This is a genomic window from Streptomyces sp. NPDC028308 (genome assembly GCF_055565855.1).
Map to the genome: position 1 here is coordinate 258,425 of NZ_JBVHTO010000012.1, position 20,112 is coordinate 278,536.

15 protein-coding genes and 1 pseudogene are annotated in these 20,112 nt (G+C 72.3%); 13 read left to right on the forward strand and 3 right to left on the reverse strand.

All coding sequences use genetic code 11. From position 1 onward, the window contains the following. The first annotated feature begins 137 nt into the window (after positions 1 to 137). A complete protein-coding gene (locus ACZ4VA_RS28220; protein ID WP_468082921.1) occupies positions 138 to 836 on the forward strand; it encodes an endonuclease V in 699 nt (232 codons plus the stop codon). Positions 837 to 965: 129 nt separating this feature from the next. Next, positions 966 to 1,121: a morphogenic membrane protein MmpA gene (gene mmpA / locus ACZ4VA_RS28225; protein WP_355792189.1), complete on the forward strand. Its 156-nt coding sequence runs from the start codon at positions 966 to 968 to the stop codon at positions 1,119 to 1,121. A gap of 102 nt (positions 1,122 to 1,223) precedes the next feature. Here the strand turns inward: mmpA and ACZ4VA_RS28230 are convergent, their stop codons facing one another. Then, on the reverse strand, positions 1,224 to 2,402 hold the full coding sequence (locus tag ACZ4VA_RS28230) for a saccharopine dehydrogenase family protein (RefSeq protein WP_388902676.1): 1,179 nt from the start codon (positions 2,400 to 2,402) through the stop codon (positions 1,224 to 1,226). A 193-nt stretch (positions 2,403 to 2,595) separates the two neighbouring features. On the opposite strand from ACZ4VA_RS28230, the gene ACZ4VA_RS28235 reads away from it, so the two are divergent. The 6 genes from ACZ4VA_RS28235 (at position 2,596) to ACZ4VA_RS28260 (ending at position 10,268) form a co-directional block, all read left to right on the forward strand. Further along, positions 2,596 to 3,792, forward strand: a complete 1,197-nt coding sequence (locus ACZ4VA_RS28235; RefSeq protein WP_468082923.1) for a CaiB/BaiF CoA transferase family protein — start codon at positions 2,596 to 2,598, stop codon at positions 3,790 to 3,792. Further along, entirely contained in the window at positions 3,792 to 4,805 is a 1,014-nt protein-coding gene (locus ACZ4VA_RS28240; RefSeq protein WP_389391604.1) for an LLM class F420-dependent oxidoreductase, read from the forward strand. The genes ACZ4VA_RS28235 and ACZ4VA_RS28240 overlap by 1 nt, the downstream gene beginning before the upstream one ends. Positions 4,806 to 4,817: 12 nt before the next feature. Beyond that, positions 4,818 to 5,960, forward strand: coding sequence for an acyl-CoA dehydrogenase family protein (locus ACZ4VA_RS28245; protein ID WP_468082925.1), 1,143 nt, complete (start codon positions 4,818 to 4,820; stop codon positions 5,958 to 5,960). A 29-nt stretch (positions 5,961 to 5,989) separates the two neighbouring features. Further along, positions 5,990 to 7,204: an acetyl-CoA C-acetyltransferase gene (locus ACZ4VA_RS28250; RefSeq protein WP_468082926.1), complete on the forward strand. Its 1,215-nt coding sequence runs from the start codon at positions 5,990 to 5,992 to the stop codon at positions 7,202 to 7,204. Between the two features lie 41 nt (positions 7,205 to 7,245). Further along, complete coding sequence (locus ACZ4VA_RS28255; RefSeq protein ID WP_388902666.1) at positions 7,246 to 9,420, forward strand: 3-hydroxyacyl-CoA dehydrogenase NAD-binding domain-containing protein; 2,175 nt, start codon at positions 7,246 to 7,248, stop codon at positions 9,418 to 9,420. Between the two features lie 158 nt (positions 9,421 to 9,578). Further along, complete coding sequence (locus tag ACZ4VA_RS28260) at positions 9,579 to 10,268, forward strand: SDR family NAD(P)-dependent oxidoreductase (RefSeq protein ID WP_468082929.1); 690 nt, start codon at positions 9,579 to 9,581, stop codon at positions 10,266 to 10,268. Positions 10,269 to 10,277: 9 nt separating this feature from the next. Here the strand turns inward: ACZ4VA_RS28260 and ACZ4VA_RS28265 are convergent. Then, positions 10,278 to 11,010, reverse strand: a pseudogene (locus ACZ4VA_RS28265) (MerR family transcriptional regulator). A gap of 262 nt (positions 11,011 to 11,272) precedes the next feature. Here ACZ4VA_RS28265 and ACZ4VA_RS28270 point away from each other — a divergent pair. Next, positions 11,273 to 12,745, forward strand: a complete 1,473-nt coding sequence (locus ACZ4VA_RS28270) for an amino acid permease (protein WP_468082931.1) — start codon at positions 11,273 to 11,275, stop codon at positions 12,743 to 12,745. Between the two features lie 95 nt (positions 12,746 to 12,840). Then, a complete protein-coding gene (locus ACZ4VA_RS28275; RefSeq protein ID WP_356166186.1) occupies positions 12,841 to 13,317 on the forward strand; it encodes an ATP synthase F0 subunit B in 477 nt (158 codons plus the stop codon). A gap of 73 nt (positions 13,318 to 13,390) precedes the next feature. On the opposite strand, the gene ACZ4VA_RS28280 is transcribed toward ACZ4VA_RS28275, so the two are convergent. After that, positions 13,391 to 14,890: a M1 family metallopeptidase gene (locus ACZ4VA_RS28280; RefSeq protein ID WP_468082933.1), complete on the reverse strand. Its 1,500-nt coding sequence runs from the start codon at positions 14,888 to 14,890 to the stop codon at positions 13,391 to 13,393. 180 nt (positions 14,891 to 15,070) lie between these two features. On the opposite strand from ACZ4VA_RS28280, the gene ACZ4VA_RS28285 reads away from it, so the two are divergent. The 3 genes from ACZ4VA_RS28285 (at position 15,071) to ACZ4VA_RS28295 (ending at position 20,110) form a co-directional block, all read left to right on the forward strand. After that, positions 15,071 to 17,035: a Xaa-Pro dipeptidyl-peptidase gene (locus tag ACZ4VA_RS28285; protein WP_356237929.1), complete on the forward strand. Its 1,965-nt coding sequence runs from the start codon at positions 15,071 to 15,073 to the stop codon at positions 17,033 to 17,035. Next, on the forward strand, positions 17,032 to 18,312 hold the full coding sequence (locus tag ACZ4VA_RS28290; RefSeq protein ID WP_356237930.1) for a M14 family metallopeptidase: 1,281 nt from the start codon (positions 17,032 to 17,034) through the stop codon (positions 18,310 to 18,312). Before ACZ4VA_RS28285 ends, ACZ4VA_RS28290 begins: the two co-directional genes overlap by 4 nt. Before the next feature lie 88 nt (positions 18,313 to 18,400). Next, a complete protein-coding gene (locus ACZ4VA_RS28295) occupies positions 18,401 to 20,110 on the forward strand; it encodes a BCCT family transporter (RefSeq protein ID WP_355794331.1) in 1,710 nt (569 codons plus the stop codon). The last annotated feature ends 2 nt before the right edge of the window (positions 20,111 to 20,112 follow it).

Here is a 20,112-nt window from a genome sequence, read left to right on the forward strand (position 1 = left end):
CCGGGTGTCCGGGCCACCCAACTCGCCGACCCAGGCCTCGCGTTGATGGCATCCTCAGCAGCCGGCCCGTCCCGGCCGGGCGCCCGCCCCGTCCGGCGGAGAGGCGAGGCGATCGGCCCCGTACGCTCGTCACCACCATGACGACCGTACCCATCCCGGCGGGCTGGCCCGCCACCGAAGAGCAAGCGCGCGCCACGCAGGACGAGTTGCGGGCGCGGGTCGTGCGCGACGAGCCCGGACCGCCGCCCGGCAGCGGCCACGTGACCGGCGTCGACGTCGCGTACGACGACGAGCGGGACGTCGTCGTGGCCGCCGCCGTCGTGCTGGACGCGGCGACCCTCGACGTCGTCGCCGAGGCCACCGCCGTCGGCCAGGTCTCCTTCCCGTACGTGCCCGGGCTGCTCGCCTTCCGCGAGATCCCGACCGTCATGGCCGCGCTGGACGCCCTGCCCCTCGCCCCCGGTCTCGTCGTCTGCGACGGTTACGGACTGGCGCACCCGCGCCGCTTCGGCCTCGCCAGCCACCTCGGCGTCCTCACCGGGCTGCCCACGATCGGCGTCGCCAAGAACCCGTTCACCTTCACGTACGAGGAGCCGGGCGCCCGGCGCGGCAGCGCGTCCCCGCTCCTCGCGGACGGGGAGGAGGTCGGCCGGGCGTTGCGCACCCGGGACGCCGTGAAGCCGGTGTTCGTCTCCGTGGGCCACCGGGTCGACCTCGACACCGCGTGCGCACACACCCTCGCGCTCACACCGGGGTACCGGCTCCCGGAGTCCACCCGCAGAGCGGACGCCCTGTGCCGGCGCGCCCTGAAGGAAGCGACGGGCGGAGTGGCGTGAAGTGGCCGTCGCAGGACGGTCGTCGGCGTGGCGGCACCCTCGCCTCTGAGTACCCGGTGCCGTCGGCCGCCGGGAACTGAGTAGCTGTACGGATGCCGTCACCCCGGCGGCGTCGGCAGGCTGGCCCGCATGACGACGCACCGGTCCCACAGAGCCCCCACTCCGCCCCTGCACCCCGGCCGCCCCGTGGAACGCGCGGTGACGGTCGCCCTCGTGCTCGCCGTGATCGCGGCGCTGGGCTGGACGGCCGGCATGGTCTACACGGTCCTGGGATGGCCGCTGTAGGCGAGGCGGCCGCCGGGGAGCGGCTCCCGCGAGGAAGCCGCCCCGCCCGCCCCTGCGGTCATCGCGTGGCCGCGACCCGTAAGGCGACCCCTGGCCCTGCGGTCACCGCGTGGCCGCGACCCGGAAGACGATCCCCGCCCGGCGGAGGCGTTCCGTCAGGGCGTCGCCCATCGCCTGCACCGTCGTGACCTGCCCGGCGGTCGCGGGGAGTTCGTCGAACGCGAGCGACAGCGCGCCCTCTGCGAGGATCTTCGCGGTCTCGCCGTAGCCCGGGTCACCGCCCGAGACCTCCGTGTAGACGCGGCGCCCACCGCCCTCGCCGACGAACCGCACCGAGAACCAGCTCCTCGCCCGCTTCTCCTCGCCGGGCCCTTCCCCGGGCCTGACCCGGCCGGACAGCCAGCGCCGGGCGGGCGGCACCTGGGCCGCCGCGAAGAGGGCGCTCACGGCGGCGACCCCGCCCAGGGCGACCGGCAGGTGCTCGACGGCCGCGTAGTGCCGGTAGCGGAAGTCGGGCCCATACCGTTCGAGGGCCCGCGCCGAGCGCTGCACGACCTGGGGGTCGATCGTGGGCAGCGGCAGCGCCCACGCGCCGACCTCCTTGGCGAACCGCGGCGCGCTCGGCGGCGCGTACGCCCGCCGGCCCACCAGACGCGGCTCGTGCCGCCGGCGGTCCCGTGCCGCGGCCAGGACGTGCCGGCCGCGCGCGAACTGGTTGAGCGCGGAGGCGAACGTGCCGCCGGAGAACATCCCCTGCACACGGACGAACCCGTCCACGGTCAGCGGCACCCCCTCGGGCAGCTGCCGCACCGTGAAGTACGCCCCGAGGTCGTGCGGGACGGAGTCGAAACCGCAGGCGTGCACCAGCCGCGCCCCGGTCTCCCGCGCGCGTGCGTCGTGCCGGACGTACATCAGGTCCACGAACTCCGGCTCGCCGGTGAGGTCGACGTAGTCGGTGCCGGCGTCCGCGCAGGCGGCCACCAGTTCCTCGCCGTACGTCAGATAGGGCCCCACGGTGGTGGCGACCACGCGCGCGCTGCGGGCGAGTTCGCGCAGCGAGTCCGGATCGGACACGTCGGCCCGGAGCACCCCGACCTCCGAGGTGGCCCCGAGACTCTTCCGGAGCCGTTCGAGCTTCTCGGTGCTGCGCCCGGCGATCGCCCAGCGCAGCCCCTCCGGCGCGTGCGCCGCGAGGTACTCCGCGGTGAGTGCGCCGACGAAGCCGGTGGCCCCGAAGAGCACGATGTCGTACGCCCGCCCCGCCCTGTCCTGCATGGTCATGACACCTCTCAGCAGTCCGTCCCGCGCCATTGCCGGTGGCTGAGGCTAGCGTGAGGTGCGGCGGGCCGAACGGCGAGGGGCCGAGACGGCCGGAAATTGACTAAGCGCTTGCTCGTCAGGGGCTTGTCCGGTGTGGAACACGTCTTTAACATCGCTGATGTCACATCAGTGGTGTCACAGTGCTGGGGGCCCGATGGCAGCGGCAGGGACGGCAGGGCACGGTCCGCTCGCCGGGGTGCGCGTGGTGGAGCTGGCGGGCATCGGGCCCGGCCCGTTCGCCACCATGCTCCTCGCCGACCTCGGCGCTGACGTCGTGCGCGTGGACCGGCCGGGCGGCGCGGGCCTCGCGATCGACCCGGCGTACGACGTCACCAACCGGAACAAGCGGTCGGTGGTCGTCGATCTGAAGGCGGAGGACGGAGCGGAGCGCGTCCTGGACCTGGCGCGGCGCGCGGACGTCCTGATCGAGGGCTACCGCCCCGGCGTCGCCGAGCGCCTCGGCGTCGGTCCCGGGGCCTGCCACGCCCGCAACCCGGCGCTCGTCTACGGGCGCATGACCGGCTGGGGCCAGGAGGGACCGCTCGCCGCGCGCGCCGGCCACGACATCGGGTACATCGCCCTGACCGGCACCCTCGGCATGATCGGCGACCCGCAGAGCCCGCCGCCGGCCCCCGCGAACCTCCTCGGCGACTACGCGGGCGGCTCGCTCTACCTCGTCGTCGGCGTCCTCGCCGCCCTCCACCACGCCCGCGCGACCGGCGCCGGACAGGTGGTGGACGCGGCCATCGTCGACGGCACCGCGCACCTCTCCGCGATGATCCACGGCATGCTGGCCGCGGGCGCCTGGCAGGACCGGCGCGCGGCCAACCTGCTCGACGGCGGCGCCCCCTTCTACGGGACCTACGAGACGGCCGACGGGAAGTACATGGCCGTGGGCGCCCTGGAGCAGCGGTTCCACGACGAGTTCACGGAGCTGCTCGGCCTCCCCGCCGACGCCCCCGCCCGGCAGGACGTGTCCCGCTGGGGCGAACTGCGCGAGAGTGTGGCGGCCCGCTTCCTGACCCGTACCAGGGACGAGTGGACGGCCGTCTTCGAGAACTCCGACGCGTGCGTGGCACCGGTCCTCTCGCTGCGCGAGGCCCCGGCCCACCCGCACCTCGCCGCACGCGGCACCTTCAGCGACCACGGCGGCATCACCCAGCCCGCCCCCGCACCCCGCTTCTCCGCCACCCCCACCTCCGTCCGCCGCGGGCCCGCCCTCCCGGGCGCCGACACCGCCGACGTGGCCCGCGACTGGGGCCTGCCCCGTCTCGCGGAGCCCGGCGACCCGCGGCACAGCGATCCGAAGGACGACGACATGCACGGCAGCGACACCGAGGACGGCCACTGATGGAGCTCTCCGTCCCGCTCGACTACGCGGGCGACCCCCGGCAGGCCGCCGACGAGGTGGCCGCCCTGGAGTCCGCCGGTCTGGACGCCGTCTGGGTGGCCGAGGCCTACGGCTTCGACTCGCCCACGATCATGGGCTACCTGGCCGCCCGCACCGAGCGCATGAGGATCGGCGCCGCGATCCTGAACGTCTACTCCCGCACCCCCGCCCTCATCGCCCAGACGGCCGCCGGACTCGACGCCGTCTCCGGCGGCCGCGCCCTCATCGGCCTCGGCGCCTCGGGCCCCCAGGTCGTCGAGGGCTGGCACGGAAAGGCGTACGACAAACCGCTGGGCCGCACCCGCGAGGCCGTCGAGCTGACCCGCCGCATCCTGCGCCGCGAGATCATCGACCACCACGGCATCACCGACATGCCGAGGCCCGGCGGCCTCGGTAAGCCGCTGAAGATCCTCACCAGGCCGGTGCGCCCCGAAGTACCGCTGTACATCGCCTCGCTCGGCCCCGCCAACGTGCGCCTGACCGCCGAGATCGCCGACGGCTGGCTGCCGACCCTCTTCATCCCGGAGAAGGCGCACCAGGTGTGGGGCACCGCCCTCGCGGAGGGGACGGCCCGCCGGGACCCGGCCCTCGGACCGTTGCAGACCGTCGCCGGCGGCGTGCTCGCCATCGGCGAGGACGCGTCCGCCCTGCGCGACCTCGCCCGCCCGCGGATCGCGCTCTACGTGGGCGGCATGGGCGCGCCCGGCAAGAACTTCTACAACGACCTCGCCGTGGCGTACGGCTACGAGAAGGAGGCCGCCCTCATCCAGGAGCTCTACCTCTCCGGGAGGAAGCGGGAGGCCGAGGCGGCCGTGCCCGACGAGTTCTGCGAGCTGATGTCGCTCTGCGGACCCGAGAGCTATGTGCGTGAGCGCGTCGAGGCCTTCCGCGAGGCGGGCGTCACCATGCTGAACGTCACGCCCGTCGGCGAGGAGCCGGCGAAGTTGGTCGAGACCGTCAAGAACTGGCTCTAGGGGGCCCCGGCAATGAAACGGCAGATCTTCTCCGCCGAGCACGACGCGTTCCGCGAGACCGTCCGCACCTTCCTGGCCAAGGAGGTGCTGCCCCACTACGAGCAGTGGGAGAAGGACGGCATCGTCTCGCGCGAGGCCTGGCGGGCGGCCGGGAAGCAGGGCCTCCTCGGGCTAGCCGTGCCCGATGAGTACGGGGGCGGCGGCAACAGCGACTTCCGCTACAGCGCCGTACTCGCCGAGGAGTTCACGCGCGCCGGGGTCTCCGGCCTCGCCCTCGGCCTGCACAACGACATCATCGGGCCCTATCTGACCGGCCTGGCCACCGAGGAGCAGAAGCGGCGCTGGCTGCCCGGGTTCTGCGACGGCTCGCTGATCACGGCGATCGCGATGACCGAACCGGGCGCGGGCTCCGACCTCCAGGGCATCAGGACGCACGCCGAGGACCGGGGCGACCACTGGCTGCTCAACGGCTCCAAGACGTTCATCTCCAACGGCATCCTCGCCGACCTGGTGATCGTGGTCGCGCGGACGACTCCCGAGGGCGGGGCCAAGGGGCTGTCGCTGCTGGTAGTCGAGCGGGGCACGGAGGGCTTCGAGCGCGGCCGGAACCTGGACAAGATCGGCCAGAAGTCGCAGGACACCGCCGAGTTGTTCTTCCACGACGTCCGCGTGCCCAAGGAGAACCTCCTCGGCGAGCGCGACGGCGCCTTCGTCCACCTGATGACGAACCTGGCGCAGGAGCGCATGGGCATCGCCGTCGCCGGGATCGCCGCGGCCGAGCACCTGCTGGAGATCACCACCGCGTACGTCAAGGAGCGCGAGGCCTTCGGCCGGCCGCTGTCCCAGCTCCAGCACATCCGCTTCGAGATAGCCGAGATGGCGACCGAGTGCGCCGTCACCCGCACCTTCCTCGACCGCTGCATCGTCGACCACGCGAACGGCGAACTCGACGCGGTGCACGCCTCGATGGCCAAGTGGTGGGCCACCGAGCTGCAGAAGCGGGTCGCCGACCGCTGCCTCCAACTGCACGGCGGCTACGGCTACATGACGGAGTACCGCGTCGCCAGGGCCTTCACCGACGGACGCATCCAGACCATCTACGGCGGGACCACCGAGATCATGAAGGAGATCATCGGCCGTTCCCTGCTCGGCTAACCCTCCTGCCCTTCCCGAAAGGCCTCATCGTGAGCACCGAAGCGTACGTGTACGACACGATCCGCACCCCGCGCGGCCGCGGCAAGGCGAACGGCGCCCTGCACGGCACCAAGCCCATCGACCTGGTCGTCGGACTCATCCACGAGATCCGCGACCGCTTCCCGGGCCTCGACCCGGCCGCCATCGACGACATCGTCCTCGGTGTCGTCGGCCCGGTCGGCGACCAGGGCTCCGACATCGCGCGCATCGCCGCGATCGCCGCCGGACTGCCCGACACCGTCGCCGGCGTCCAGGAGAACCGCTTCTGTGCCTCGGGCCTGGAGGCCGTCAACCTGGCCGCGATGAAGGTCCGTTCGGGCTGGGAGGACCTGGTCCTCGCGGGCGGCGTCGAGTCGATGTCCCGGGTGCCGATGGCCTCGGACGGCGGCGCCTGGTTCGCCGACCCGATGACCAACATGAACACCAACTTCGTGCCACAGGGCATCGGCGCCGACCTCATCGCCACCATCGAGGGCTTCACCCGCCGCGACGTCGACGAGTACGCGGCGCTCTCCCAGGAGCGCGCCGCCGCGGCCTGGAAGGACGGCCGCTTCGAGCGGTCCGTCGTGCCGGTCAGGGACCGCAGCGGCCTGGTCGTCCTCGACCACGACGAGCACCTGCGCCCCGGCACCACCGCCGACTCGCTCGGCAAACTCAAGCCCTCCTTCGCCGACATCGGCGAGCTGGGCGGCTTCGACGCCGTGGCCCTGCAGAAGTACCACTGGGTCGAGGAGATCGACCACGTGCACCACGCGGGCAACTCCTCCGGCATCGTCGACGGCGCCTCCCTCGTCGCCGTCGGCTCGCGCGAGGTCGGCGAGCGCTACGGCCTCACCCCGCGCGCCCGGATCGTCTCCGCCGCCGTCTCCGGTTCCGAGCCGACCATCATGCTCACCGGCCCCGCGCCCGCCACCCGCAAGGCGCTCGCCAAGGCCGGCCTGACCATCGACGACATCGACCTGGTCGAGATCAACGAGGCGTTCGCGGCGGTCGTGCTGCGGTTCGTGAAGGACATGGGCCTGTCCCTCGACAAGGTCAACGTCAACGGCGGCGCCATCGCGCTGGGCCACCCGCTCGGCGCCACCGGCGCGATGATCCTCGGCACCCTCGTCGACGAACTGGAGCGCCAGGACAAGCGCTACGGCCTCGCCACGCTGTGCGTCGGCGGCGGCATGGGCATCGCCACGATCATCGAGCGCCTGTAACTCCCCAGCGGCTTACGAGACCTACACGGAGAGACCTCCTCATGACCGAGAGCACCACCATCCGCTGGGAACAGGACGAGACCGGCGTCGTCACCCTCGTCCTCGACGACCCGAACCAGTCCGCCAACACGATGAACCAGGCCTTCCGGGACTCCATCGCGGCGGTCGCCGAGCGCGCCGAGTCCGAGAAGGACTCCATCCGCGGCATCATCTACACCTCCGCCAAGAAGACCTTCTTCGCGGGCGGCGACCTCAAGGACATGATGCGGGTCGGCCCCGAGGACGCCCGGCGCGCGTTCGAGGCCGGCACGGCGATCAAGTCCTCGCTGCGCCGCATCGAGACCCTCGGCAAGCCGGTCGTCGCCGCCCTCAACGGCGCGGCCCTCGGCGGCGGTTACGAGATCGCCCTCGCCTCCCACCACCGCGTCGCCCTGGACGCCCCCGGATCCAAGATCGGCCTGCCCGAGGTCACCCTCGGCCTGCTGCCCGCGGGCGGCGGCGTCACCCGCACCGTACGCCTCATGGGCATCGCCGACGCACTGCTGAAGGTGCTGCTCCAGGGCACCCAGTACTCGCCGCGGCGCGCCCTGGACAACGGCCTCGTCCACGAACTGGCCGCCACGCCCGAGGAGATGCTCGCCAAGGCGCGCGCTTTCATCGACGCCAACCCCGAGTCCCAGCAGCCCTGGGACAAGCCGGGCTACAAGATCCCGGGCGGTACGCCGTCGAACCCCAGGTTCGCCGCCAACCTGCCCGCCTTCCCCGCCAACCTGAGGAAGCAGCTGAACGGCGCCCCCTACCCGGCGCCGCGCAACATCCTCGCGGCCGCCGTCGAGGGCTCGCAGGTCGACTTCGAGACCGCGCTGACCATCGAAGCCCGGTACTTCACCGAGCTGGTCACCGGGCAGACCGCCAAGAACATGATCCAGGCGTTCTTCTTCGACCTCCAGGCGGTCAACTCCGGCGCCAACCGGCCGGACGGCATCGAGCCGCGCCCGGTCCGCCGGGTCGCCGTCCTCGGCGCCGGCATGATGGGCGCGGGCATCGCCTACTCGTGCGCGCGGGCCGGCATCGACGTCGTTCTGAAGGACGTGTCCGCCGAGGCCGCGGCCAAGGGCAAGAACTACTCGGAGAAGCTCTGCGCCAAGGCCGTCTCCCGGGGCCGCACGACCCAGGAGAAGGCGGACGCGCTGCTGGCCCGCATCACCCCGACCGCCGACCCACAGGACCTGGCCGGCTGCGACGCCGTGATCGAGGCCGTCTTCGAGGACACCTCGCTCAAGCACAAGGTGTTCCAGGAGATCGAGCACATCGTCGAGCCCGACGCGCTGCTGTGCTCCAACACCTCGACGCTGCCCATCACCGCCCTCGCCGAAGGTGTGGAGCGCCAGGACGACTTCATCGGGCTGCACTTCTTCTCGCCCGTCGACAAGATGCCGCTGGTGGAGATCATCAAGGGGGAGCGGACCGGCGACGAGGCGCTGGCGCGGGCGTTCGACCTGGTCCGCCAGATCAACAAGACCCCGATCGTGGTGAACGACTCCCGCGGTTTCTTCACCTCGCGCGTCATCGGCCACTTCATCAACGAGGGCGTCGCGATGGTCGGCGAGGGCATCGAGCCCGCGTCCGTCGAGCAGGCCGCGGCACAGGCCGGCTATCCGGCCAAGGTCCTCTCGCTCATGGACGAGCTGACCCTCACCCTGCCGCGCAAGATCCGTGCGGAGTCCCGGCGCGCCGTCGAGGAGGCGGGCGGCACCTGGGCGACCCACCCGGCCGAGGCGGTCATCGACCGGATGGTCGACGACTTCGGCCGCACCGGGCGCAGCGGGGGAGCGGGCTTCTACGAGTACGGGGAGGACGGCAGGCGCGGCAGGCTCTGGCCCGGACTGCGCGAGCACTTCACGAAGCCGGGCCACCGCATCCCGTTCGAGGACATGCAGGAGCGGATGCTCTTCTCGGAGGCGCTGGACACGGTCCGGCTCCTCGAAGAGGGCGTCCTGACCTCCGTGGCCGACGCCAACATCGGCTCGATCCTCGGCATCGGCTTCCCCGGCTGGACGGGCGGTGTGCTCCAGTACATCAACGGGTACGAGGGCGGCCCCGCCGGCTTCGTCACGCGCGCCCGTGAGCTGGCCGAGCGCTACGGCGAGCGGTTCACGCCCCCGGCCCTGCTCGTGGAGAAGGCGGAGAAGGGCGAGAAGTTCAGCGACAAGTAGGGTCGGTCCAGGTCGCGAAGGGTGACTGTCCGTCATAAAGGCGCTCTGTGAGCCTCTTGACGGGCAGTCACCTCGGTCCTTGTGTTCCGCGGACGGTCCTCCCCGGTGGTCCGAACGCGCTCTTGTCCGCCGCCTGACGGGTCGTCACACTCGGGCCCATGGAGACGCGTACCGCCCTGGTGACCGGAGCGGCTCAGGGCCTCGGGCAGGAGTTCGCCGTCGCGCTCGCCGGGCGCGGCTACCGGGTCGCCGGTCTCGACACCGTCCCGCAGCCGCAAACGGCCGGACGCGTCCTCGACTACGTCGAGCTGGTCGCGGACGTCACCGACGGGGTGCATGTACGGCGGTCGCTGGAGCGCGTCATCGAACGGTTCGGCACCCTGCACGTCCTCGTCACCGTCGCGAGGGCGTTCCCGGAGGCGGACTTCGAGGACCTCACCCCGGGGGAGTGGCGGCGTGTCATGGGCGCCGGCCTCGACGTGCCCTTTCTCCTGGCCCGCGCCGTGCTGCCGTACCTCAAGGCCGCGGGCTGGGGACGGATCGTGAACGTCGTGCCGCCGGCCGTCCGCCCGCCGGGAGTCGCGCGCGTCGCCGCCCAGGCCGGGCTGAGCGGCTTCACCCGGTCGCTGGCCGCCGCGCTGCGCCCGTACGGCATCACCGTGAACGCCCTCGTCCCGGGCGCCGTGCGCACAGGGGCCGGGCGAACCGCCGACGCGGACGGCGGCCGGGTTCGGGTCGCGCCGCGCACGCGGGAGCGGTCCGGCCTCGTCTCCTCGCTGCTGCACCTCGTCGACGAGGGCGGCGGCTCCGTCACCGGCCAGACCCTGGAGGTGAGTGGCGGCGCGTGACAGCCCGGTTCAGGACTCCTTCAGCCACTCGCGCAGCTCCACCTTGAGGGAGCGCTGGAAGGTGGTCAGCAGCGCCTGCACCACGAGCGGCTGCATGTGCGCGGACAGGGACTTCACCGCGGCGACGGACTCGCTCTCACCCACCGCCTCCCGCAGCAGCGTGGACAGCTCGTGCGCCGCCGCCCGCGAGTGCTCCAGCAGGACGGTGCGCGCCGCGAGGACCGCCTCGTGCGCGATCGGCAGGCCGAGGAGCTGCACGCCGAGCCGGAGCAGCCCCGTGTCCACGCCGAAGCCGCCGGGGGTGCGCACGATCAGGCCCATCGCGGTGAGCCGGTCCAGCTCCTCCTCGTCCAGCGGCCGGCCCGCCCGCCGCTCCAGCTCCTCCCGCGACACCTCCTGCGCCGTGTCCGGCGCCCACGAGGCGACCACCGCGCGGTGGACGGCGAGGTCCCCGGCGCTCAGGTCCGGGGGCAGCTGCCCGAGGTAGCGCTCGATCGCGGCCAGCGTCATGCCCTGGCGCTGGAGCTCCTCGATGAGCGCGAGCCGGCCCAGGTGCAGGGGGCCGTAGTGCCCGACGCGCCGGGGGCCGATCACGGGCGGCGGGAGCAGGCCCCTGCTGCTGTAGAAGCGGACCGTGCGGACCGTGACGCCCGCCCGCGCGGCCAGTTCGTCGACCGTGAGCGTCGGCTCCTCGGTGTCCGTCGTCATGGCAGCCCCTCGCCTGTCCGGGTGATGCGGTCATCCGGTGCAACAGTATTGCTGTCTCACCGGTGCTGTGAAAGCGCGCGCCGGGTCCCACTGGCACCGTCCGCCCCTGTGGGGGAGCCGTGAAGTCCATGATCGCCGTGTGAGACGTGCCGCCGTGTGACGTGAAGCACCGCATGCGAGGTGATCTCCGGGGCAGGTGCCGCCTTGGTCTGTGCCCCGACAGGGACGGCGCGGGCCAGACACATCCGGACACCCGCGTACGCCGTACGCCGGGGCACCAGAGAGTTGATCCACCCGTGAGCAAGGACGCCGTAGACACAGCCGGAGACGCATCCCGCGTCGAGGGCCACCCCACCCCCGCGGACGCGGGAGACGCCGGCTACAGCAAGGACCTCAAGCCCCGCCACGTCAACATGATCGCGATCGGCGGCGCGATCGGCACCGGACTCTTCCTCGGAGCCGGCGGCCGGCTCCACGACGCGGGGCCCGCGCTGGCCCTGGCCTACCTCGTCTGCGGCGTCTTCGCGTTCTTCGTCGTCCGCGCCCTCGGCGAGCTGGTCCTCTACCGGCCCTCCTCCGGGTCCTTCGTGTCGTACGCGCGGGAGTTCCTCGGCGAGAAGGGCGCGTACGTCGCCGGGTGGATGTACTTCCTCAACTGGTCCACGACCGGGATCGCCGACATCACCGCGATCGCGCTCTACACGCACTACTGGAGTCTGTTCACCGACATCCCGCAGTGGGTGCTCGCCCTGGTCGCGCTGGCGGTGGTGCTGGCCGTGAACCTGATCTCGGTCAAGATCTTCGGCGAGATGGAGTTCTGGTTCGCGATCGTCAAGGTCGCCACCCTCGTCGCGTTCATGCTCATCGGCATCTTCCTGCTGGTCACCGGACGCGACGTGGGCGGGAGCACCCCGGGCGTGGGCGTCATCACGGACCACGGAGGATTCCTGCCGCACGGGGTCATGCCGGTCGTCCTGGTGATGCAGGGCGTGATCTTCGCGTACGCCGCGCTGGAGCTGGTCGGCGTCGCCGCGGGCGAGACCGCCGAGCCCGAGAAGGTCGTCCCGCGCGCGGTGAACTCGATCATGTGGCGGGTCGCCGTCTTCTACGTCGGCTCGGTGGTCCTGCTCGCCCTGCTGCTGCCCGGCTCGGTCTACTCCGCGGGCGAGAGCCCCTTCGTCACGGTGCTGTCGAAGATCGGCGTGCCCGCCGCCGGCGACGTCATGAACCTGGTGGTCCTCACCGCGGCCATGTCGTCCCTGAACTCCGGCCTGTACTCCACCGGCCGCATCCTGCGCTCCATGGCGATGGCCGGCTCCGCCCCGCGGTTCACCGCCCGGATGAACCGCAGCCAGGTGCCGTACGGCGGCATCCTGCTGACCTGCGCGGTGTGCGTGCTCGGTGTCGTCCTGAACTACCTGGTGCCGAGCCAGGCGTTCGAGATCGTCCTCAACGTCGCCTCCCTCGGCATCATCAGCACCTGGGTGATCATCATGATCTGCCACCTGGTGTTCGTCCGCCGCGCCCGGGAGGGCCTGCTGACGCGGCCGTCCTTCCGGCTCCCCGGCAGCCCCGTCACCGAGATCGCGACGATCGTCTTCCTCGTCGCCGTGCTGTGCCTGATGGGCGACGACCCGGAGGTCGGCCGCAAGACGCTGCTCCTCGTCCCGCTCGTCGCGGTGCTGCTGGTCGGCGGCTGGTTCGCCGTCCGGCGCCGCGTCTCGCAGGCCGCGGACCGGGAACTGACCGGGCTGACCGAGCGGCCGTGACGGGCGGACAGTGCCCTGCGGGCGAGGGTGACTTTCGGTCAACTATGGCGCGGACGCGCGTAGGTTGTACACACGTGAACGGGTAGGCCACGGGTATGGATCTCCTTCCGTACCCGGTCGGTCCGCTCAACCCCGAGGTCACCGACCTCGTCTTCGCGCTGCCGCTGCTCGCCGTGGTGTACCTGTGCCTCGCCCGGACGCTGCGGCGGCTGGGCCGGGCCCGGGCGGCCCGGCGCGACGCGACCGAGGGCACCGCGCGGCGGGCCGCCGCCGTACGGGCCGCCGCGGAGGCGGACCGCGCCCGGACGGAGCGGCTCCTGGCCGACGCGCACCACGACGCCGTCCTCACCCGGCAGCGGGCCCGCGAGGAGGGTGCCGCCCGGCTCGCCGCGGCCCGCGAGGACGGCCGGCGCGAGCAGGACGCCCTCGTCGCGCGGGCACGGGACCGCGTCGCGTCCGAGCGGGCCACCGCCGACGCCGAACTCCGCATGACAGTCTCGGAGCTGGCCTCGGAACTCGCGAGCCGCATCGTCGGCGAACCGGCCGACGCCCGCACCGAGCCCGGGAGCTGACGGGACCGCCCGTCCGCCCCGGGAGGGGACGGACGGGCGGCGGACGTCGCGCTCCCCGGCCGGGGGACCAGCGTCAGTGGACGGAGTCGGTCGCGGCGATCTTCTTCCAGGACCGGGGCCGCTCGGGCGCACCCTTCGCACCCGCCGCCTGCTCGCGCGCGATCGACGCGTCCCGCGCCGCGGGCGCGCCCGGCTTCGACGGCTGGTACAGCCAGGTGTCGAAGAGCGGGGCGAGCGACGCTCCGGACACCTTCTCCGCGTACTTCGTGAAGTCCTCCACGGACGCGTTCCCGTACGCGTGCTCCTTCGGCCAGCCCTTCAGGACGGCGAAGAACGCGTCGTCGCCGATCTCGTTGCGCAGCGCCTGCACCGCGAGCGCGCCCCGGTCGTAGACGGCGATGTCGAACTGGTGCTCAGGACCGGGGTCGCCGGGCGCGACCGTCCAGAAGGGGTCGTCCGCCGGGTGCGACGCGTAGACGTAGTCGGCGAGTTCCTGCGTGGTGCCCTCGTCCTCGTGCTCCGACCACAGCCACTGCGCGTACCGCGCGAAGCCCTCGTTGATCCAGATGTCCTTCCAGGCGGAGAGGGACACGTCGTCGCCGTACCACTGGTGGGCCAACTCGTGCACGACGACGGAGGTGTTGGACCCGTTCGCGAACTGGCGCGGGCTGTAGAACACCCGCGTCTGGGTCTCCAGCGCGTACCCGGTGGTGGTGTTCGGGACGTAGCCGCCGACCGAGTTGAAGGGGTACGGGCCGAAGTAGCCCGTCAGCCAGTCGGTGATCTCCGCGGTCCGCTCCACGCTCGCGCGGGCGGCCCCGTCGTTGCTCCCGAGGTCCTTGCTGTAGGCGTTGACGACGGGGACGCCGTCGGAGGTCGTCCCCGTGGTGATGTCGAACTTCCCGACCGCCAGCGTGGTCAGGTACGTGGCCTGCGGTTTGTCGGACCGCCAGTTGTAGCGGGTCCAGCCGAGCCGTGAACTGGTCGACTGGAGCGTGCCGTTGGAGATGGCCTGGGTGCCGTCCGGCACCGCCACCGACACGTCGTACGTGGCCTTGTCGCGCGGGTGGTCGTTGCTCGGGTACCACCACCACGCCGCCTCGGGCTCGTCCGCGGCGACGGCCCCGTCGGGGGTGCGGTGCCAGGTCGAGAAGCCGTAGGCGGTCTTGGTGGACGGCACCCCGCTGTAGCGCACGACGACCGTGACCGGCGTGCCCTTCGCGAGGGGCCGGGCCGGGGTGATCTCCAGCTCGTGCTCGCCCGAGGCCGTGAACGACGCCTTCGCGCCGTTGACCCGCACCTCGCTCACGTCGAGCAGGAAGTCCAGGTCGAACCGCGACAGGTCCTGCGTCGTCGTGGCCAGGAGGGTCGCCGTCCCCTCCAGTTCGTCCGTCCGGGGCTGGTACTTCAGCCGCAGGTCGTAGTGCGATACGTCGTATCCGCCGTTGCCGTAGGCCGGGTAGTAGGGGTCGCCGATGCCCGGCGCACCGGGCAGCTGGCCGGCCGCCGACGCCGGGATCGCCAGCAGGAGGGAGGCCGCGAGCGCGCCCGGGGCGATGAGTCTGCGGTGCACAGGAGCTCCAAGTCGTAGGGTCACGGAGTCTGTTCGGAGACTATTCAGCCGCCGCGGCTTCGTCGTGTCCACGGCACCTCCCGTCACACGATCGCCATTCGGCCGACATGCGCCACCCCGACGTACACACCTTGCAAGAGCCCCCTTTTGCACGGGAGTTGACCGGGGTACCTTCCGCGCATGCCGATTCGAGCGCGCCGTGCGCGCCCCACCACCTGGAGATCGCTCGCGACGGCGGCCATCGCCGCCCTGCTGGCTGCCCTCGTGTCCCCCGCCGTCGCCCACAGCGCGCCCCGGGAGAGCACACCCGTCTACTCCTACGAGAACGCCATCCGCGAATCCGTATGGGTCGACACCGGGCTGGACGGCGACGCCGACGGGAGGACGGACCGCGTGGCCGTCGACATCGTCCGCCCCCGCGAACCCGCCCAGCGGGGCCGCAAGGTACCCGTGATCATGGACGCCAGCCCGTACTACTCCTGCTGCGGACGCGGCAACGAGAGCCAGAGGAAGACGTACGACGCCAACGGCGACGTCGTCCAGATGCCGCTCTTCTACGACAACTACTTCGTGCCGCGCGGCTACGCGTTCGTCGGCGTCGACCTGGCCGGCACCAACCGCTCCGACGGCTGCGTGGACGTCGGCGGCCGCTCCGACGTCCGGTCCGCGAAGGCGGTGGTCGACTGGCTGAACGGCCGGGCCAAGGGCTACACCAGCCGCACCGGCGCCGACCGGGCCAGGGCGGGCTGGACCAACGGCAGGACCGGCATGATCGGCAAGAGCTACGACGGCACGATCGCCAACGGCGTGGCCGCCACCGGCGTCGAGGGACTGGAGACCATCGTCCCGATCGCCGCCATCTCCTCCTGGTACGACTACTACTTCGCCGAGGGCGCCCCGCTCTACGACTCCGGCCCCGAATGGCTGTCCGACTACGTGGAGAGCCCGGACGCCCGCGCCCGCTGCACCGCCGTGCAGCAGAAGCTCGTCGACCAGGCCCCGCGCACCGGTGACTGGACCCGGCTGTGGACCGAACGCGACTACGTGCGCCACGCGGACCGCGTGAAGGCCAGCGTCTTCGTCGTCCACGGCATGCAGGACCTCAACGTCCGGACCAAGCACTTCGGCCAGTGGTGGAGCGCGCTGGCCGCCCACGGTGTCGAGCGCAAGATCTGGCTCTCGCAGACCGGGCACGTCGACCCCTTCGACTTCCGCCGCGGCGCCTGGGTCGACACGCTGCACCGCTGGTTCGACCACGAACTCCTCGGCTACGACAACGGAGTCGACGACGAGCCGATGGCCGACATCGAGCGGCACCCCGACACCTGGACCACCTCCCGTGTCTGGCCGCCGCGCGGTACGGACACCGTCCGCCTGCACCCCGGCAAGGGCACACAGGCGGGCGTCGGCACCCTCGGCCTGAAGACGCGGTCCGGAGCCGAGACCTTCACCGACGACCCGCGCCTCAGCGAGAGCGACTGGGCCGCCCACATCGACGCGCCGACCCCGGAGAAGGCCGGATTCGTCACCCCGGGGCTGACGCGCGACCTGCGGCTGTCGGGCTCGTCCGAGGTGACCGTGACCGCCACGCCGACCACCTCGACCGCGCACCTCTCGGCGGTCCTGGTCGACCTCGGCCCCGACACCATCCGCGACTACGCCGCCTCGGGCGAGGGCATCACGACGCTCACCGACCGCACCTGCTGGGGCCCGAGCACGGCGGGCGACAGCTCCTGCTTCAAGGAGACCGCGGCGAAGAACGCGGACGTCGACTACACGGTGGTCAGCCGCGGCTGGGCCGACCTCGGCAACCACGCCTCCGCCACGAAGGGCGTCCCGCTCACCCCGGGCCGGGCCTACACCATCACGCTCGACCTGGCCGCCACCGACCACGTCGTGCCGAAGGGCCACCGCCTCGCCCTCATCGTCGCGGGCACCGACAAGGACCTCATCGACCCGCCGTCCAGCACGCCCACGCTGACCATCGACCTGGCCCGGACCTCGGCCCGGGTGCCGCTGGTCGGCGGCACCGGCGCCTTCGCCGCGGCGACGGCGCACTCCACCGCGCTCAGGCACCCGTCGGTCCTGGACGGCGTACGCGACCCCGTCGCACCCCGCCGGGTCCCCGGGGCCGGCACCCGATGAGGACGCGCGCCCGTGCCCTGGCCGTGGCGGTCACCGCCACGGCCCTGGCCGCGCCCCTCCTGGCGGCCCCCGCGCACGCCGGTACGGCCCCGCCGCGCACCGGCTTCGAGCTGACCGACGGAGCACGCTGGACCACCCAGCCCGAGGAACAGGACTTCCTCGCGGCCCTCGACCGGGCGAGCGAGCGGGTCTCCGTCTCCCGGATCGGCACCACCGCCGAGGGACGCCCGCTCCGACTGGTCCGCGTCGGCGCCCGGCACGCCGCGACGACCGTGCTCCTGGTGTGCAGCCAGCACGGCGACGAGCCCTCGGGCCGCGAGGCGTGCCTCACCACCGTCCGCGACCTCGCGTACGCCGAGGACGCGCCGACCCGGCGGCTCCTGCGAAGCACGACCGTGCTCGTGGTGCCGACCGCCAACCCCGACGGCCGAGCCGCCGACACCCGCGGGAACGGCGACGGCGTCGACGTCAACCGCGACCACCTCGCCCTGCGGACGGCCGAGGCCCGCGCCATGGCCGCGGTGCTGCGCGACCGCCGGCCCGACCTCGTCTACGACCTGCACGAGTACGGGGCCACACCCCCGTACTACGACAAGGATCTGTTCGACCTCTGGCCGCGCAACCTCAACACCGACCCGGCCGTGCACGACGAGGCGCACACCCTGTCGCTGGACCACGTCCGCCCCGCGGCCCACCGGGCGGGCCACTCGACCGGGACGTACGGCATCTGGACCGATCCCGTGACCGGCGACCCGGTCAAGCAGACCGCCGGTGACGGGCAGGAGCGCATCCTGCGGAACATGTCGGGCGTCAAGCACGCCGCGGGACTGCTCATCGAGAGCCGCGTGGACGCCCTCACCGAGGCCGAGCAGGCGGATCCGTCGCTGAACAGGCGGCGCCGCGTGCACTCCCAGCTCGCGGCGCTCGGCGGCCTGTTCGGCTACGCGGGCGAGCACGGCAGGCGCCTGGCGTCCGCCACGGCCGCGGCACGGCTCGCCGGCTACCGGGACACCGGCCCGGTCTACCTGGGCGGCGCCGACAACGACCCGGCCGAACCGGCCGAGGTGCTCCAGGACCCGCCCTGCGGTTACCGGCTCACCGCCGAGCAGTACGCCGGTCTGCGCGACGAACTCGCCCTGCACGGCCTGCGCGCCGAGCGCCACGGCGACGGTGTCCTGGTACGGCTCCGCGGCCCCTTGCGGGCGCTCGTCCCGCTGCTGCTCGACGGACGGGCGCCCTACCACCTCACCGCCGGGGAGCCCGACACCGACTGCTGAACCCCTTTCCCCGCCGGTACCTGTGATACGTCGTATGGGCGTAATGAGGCGATAACGCCCATACGACTTCCAGGGGAAGGTGCTGCGGATGACAGAGGACCTGAAGGAACGGGGAGGCCGGGGAGATCCGTCGGACGTCCCCGGCGGCCCGGGCCGGCACACCGACCGGGTGGTGTTCGGCGTCACCGCCGCACTGACCCTGGCCTTCGTGGTCTGGGGGTCGGTAGCCACCGACTCCCTGGAGAGCGTCTCCACCACGATGCTCGACGGCCTGATCCACAACGGCGGCTGGGCCTTCATGCTGGCCGCCTCCTGCTTCGTGGTCTTCGCCCTCTGGCTCGCGGTCAGCCGCTACGGCCGCATCCACCTCGGCGCCGAGGGCGAGCAGCCCGAGTTCCGCACCGTGTCCTGGGTCGCCATGATGTTCAGCGCCGGCATGGGCATCGGCCTGATGTTCTACGGCGTGAGTGAACCGCTGTCGCACTACACGACGCCCCCGCCGGGCACCACGCCCGCCGACTCCGGCGAACGCATGGAGACGGCGATGGCCACCACCCTCTTCCACTGGACCCTGCACCCGTGGGCGATCTACGCGGTGGTCGGCCTCGGCATCGCCTACAGCACCTTCCGCAAGCGCCGGCGCCAGACCGTCAGCGCGGTCTTCACCCCGCTCATCGGCGAACGGCACGCCAACGGCACCGCGGGCCGGGTGATCGACATCCTGGCGATCATCGCCACCGTCTTCGGCTCCGCCGCCTCGCTCGGCCTCGGCGCGCTGCAGATCGGCTCCGGCTTCCAGGAACTGGACTGGATGGACAAGGTGAGCACGGGACTGCTTGTCGCCATCATCGCCGTCCTGACCGTCGCGTTCGTCGCCTCGGCGGTGTCCGGCGTCGAGAAGGGCATCCAGTGGCTGTCCAACATCAACATGGTGCTCGCGCTGGTGCTCGCCGTGTTCGTGTTCGTCGCGGGGCCCACCATCATCGTCCTCGACCTGCTGCCCACCTCGATCTTCGCCTATCTCGGCGACCTGCCCCAGCTCGCCGGGCGCACCGAGGCGAGCGGCGGCGAGGGCGTCGCGGACTGGCTGAGCAGCTGGACGGTCTTCTACTGGGCGTGGTGGATCTCCTGGACGCCGTTCGTCGGCATGTTCATCGCCCGCATCAGCCGCGGCCGCACCATCCGCCAGTTCGTCGGCGGTGTCATCCTCGTCCCCAGCAGCGTCAGCCTGGTCTGGTTCGCCGTCTTCGGCGGTACGGCGATGAAGCTGAAGGAGGGCGGCGCGCTCCGCGGCGAGACCACGCCGGAGGGCCAACTCTTCGGCGTACTCCAGGAGTTCCCGATCGCGACCGCGTCCAGTCTGCTCGTGATGATCCTGGTCGGCATCTTCTTCGTCTCCGGGGCCGACGCCGCGTCCATCGTGATGGGCACGCTCTCGCAGCGGGGCGCGCTCGAACCGGCGCGCCCGGTCGTGGTGTTCTGGGGCGTGGTGACCGGTGCCGTCGCCGCCATCATGCTGCTCGTCGGCAGCGGCCAGGGCGACGCGCTCACCGGGCTGCAGAACCTCACGATCCTCGCCGCGGCGCCCTTCGTCCTCGTCATGATCGGCATGTGCGTCGCGCTCATGCGGGACCTGCGCAGGGACCCGGTCGTCGTGCGCCGCGAGATGGGCGCCGAGGCGGTCCAACTCGCCGTGATCGAGGGGCACAAGAAGTACGACGGCGACTTCGAGATCCGGGTGGGACCCGGGGCCGGCACGGAGACGGAGGGGGACCCGATCGGCCGGGACCACGGCTGAGG

Excerpts from the sequence above, each read along its gene's own strand:
- ACZ4VA_RS28290 (WP_356237930.1), top strand. The coding sequence starts at position 17,032 with ATGAGGACGCGCGCCCGTGCCCTGGCCGTGGCGGTCACCGCCACGGCC.
- ACZ4VA_RS28220 (WP_468082921.1), top strand. The coding sequence starts at position 138 with ATGACGACCGTACCCATCCCGGCGGGCTGGCCCGCCACCGAAGAGCAA.
- ACZ4VA_RS28240 (WP_389391604.1), top strand. The coding sequence starts at position 3,792 with ATGGAGCTCTCCGTCCCGCTCGACTACGCGGGCGACCCCCGGCAGGCC.
- ACZ4VA_RS28230 (WP_388902676.1), bottom strand. The coding sequence starts at position 2,402 with ATGACCATGCAGGACAGGGCGGGGCGGGCGTACGACATCGTGCTCTTC.
- mmpA (WP_355792189.1), top strand. The coding sequence starts at position 966 with ATGACGACGCACCGGTCCCACAGAGCCCCCACTCCGCCCCTGCACCCC.
- ACZ4VA_RS28245 (WP_468082925.1), top strand. The coding sequence starts at position 4,818 with ATGAAACGGCAGATCTTCTCCGCCGAGCACGACGCGTTCCGCGAGACC.
- ACZ4VA_RS28235 (WP_468082923.1), top strand. The coding sequence starts at position 2,596 with ATGGCAGCGGCAGGGACGGCAGGGCACGGTCCGCTCGCCGGGGTGCGC.
- ACZ4VA_RS28260 (WP_468082929.1), top strand. The coding sequence starts at position 9,579 with ATGGAGACGCGTACCGCCCTGGTGACCGGAGCGGCTCAGGGCCTCGGG.
- ACZ4VA_RS28285 (WP_356237929.1), top strand. The coding sequence starts at position 15,071 with ATGCCGATTCGAGCGCGCCGTGCGCGCCCCACCACCTGGAGATCGCTC.
- ACZ4VA_RS28275 (WP_356166186.1), top strand. The coding sequence starts at position 12,841 with ATGGATCTCCTTCCGTACCCGGTCGGTCCGCTCAACCCCGAGGTCACC.
- ACZ4VA_RS28255 (WP_388902666.1), top strand. The coding sequence starts at position 7,246 with ATGACCGAGAGCACCACCATCCGCTGGGAACAGGACGAGACCGGCGTC.
- ACZ4VA_RS28295 (WP_355794331.1), top strand. The coding sequence starts at position 18,401 with ATGACAGAGGACCTGAAGGAACGGGGAGGCCGGGGAGATCCGTCGGAC.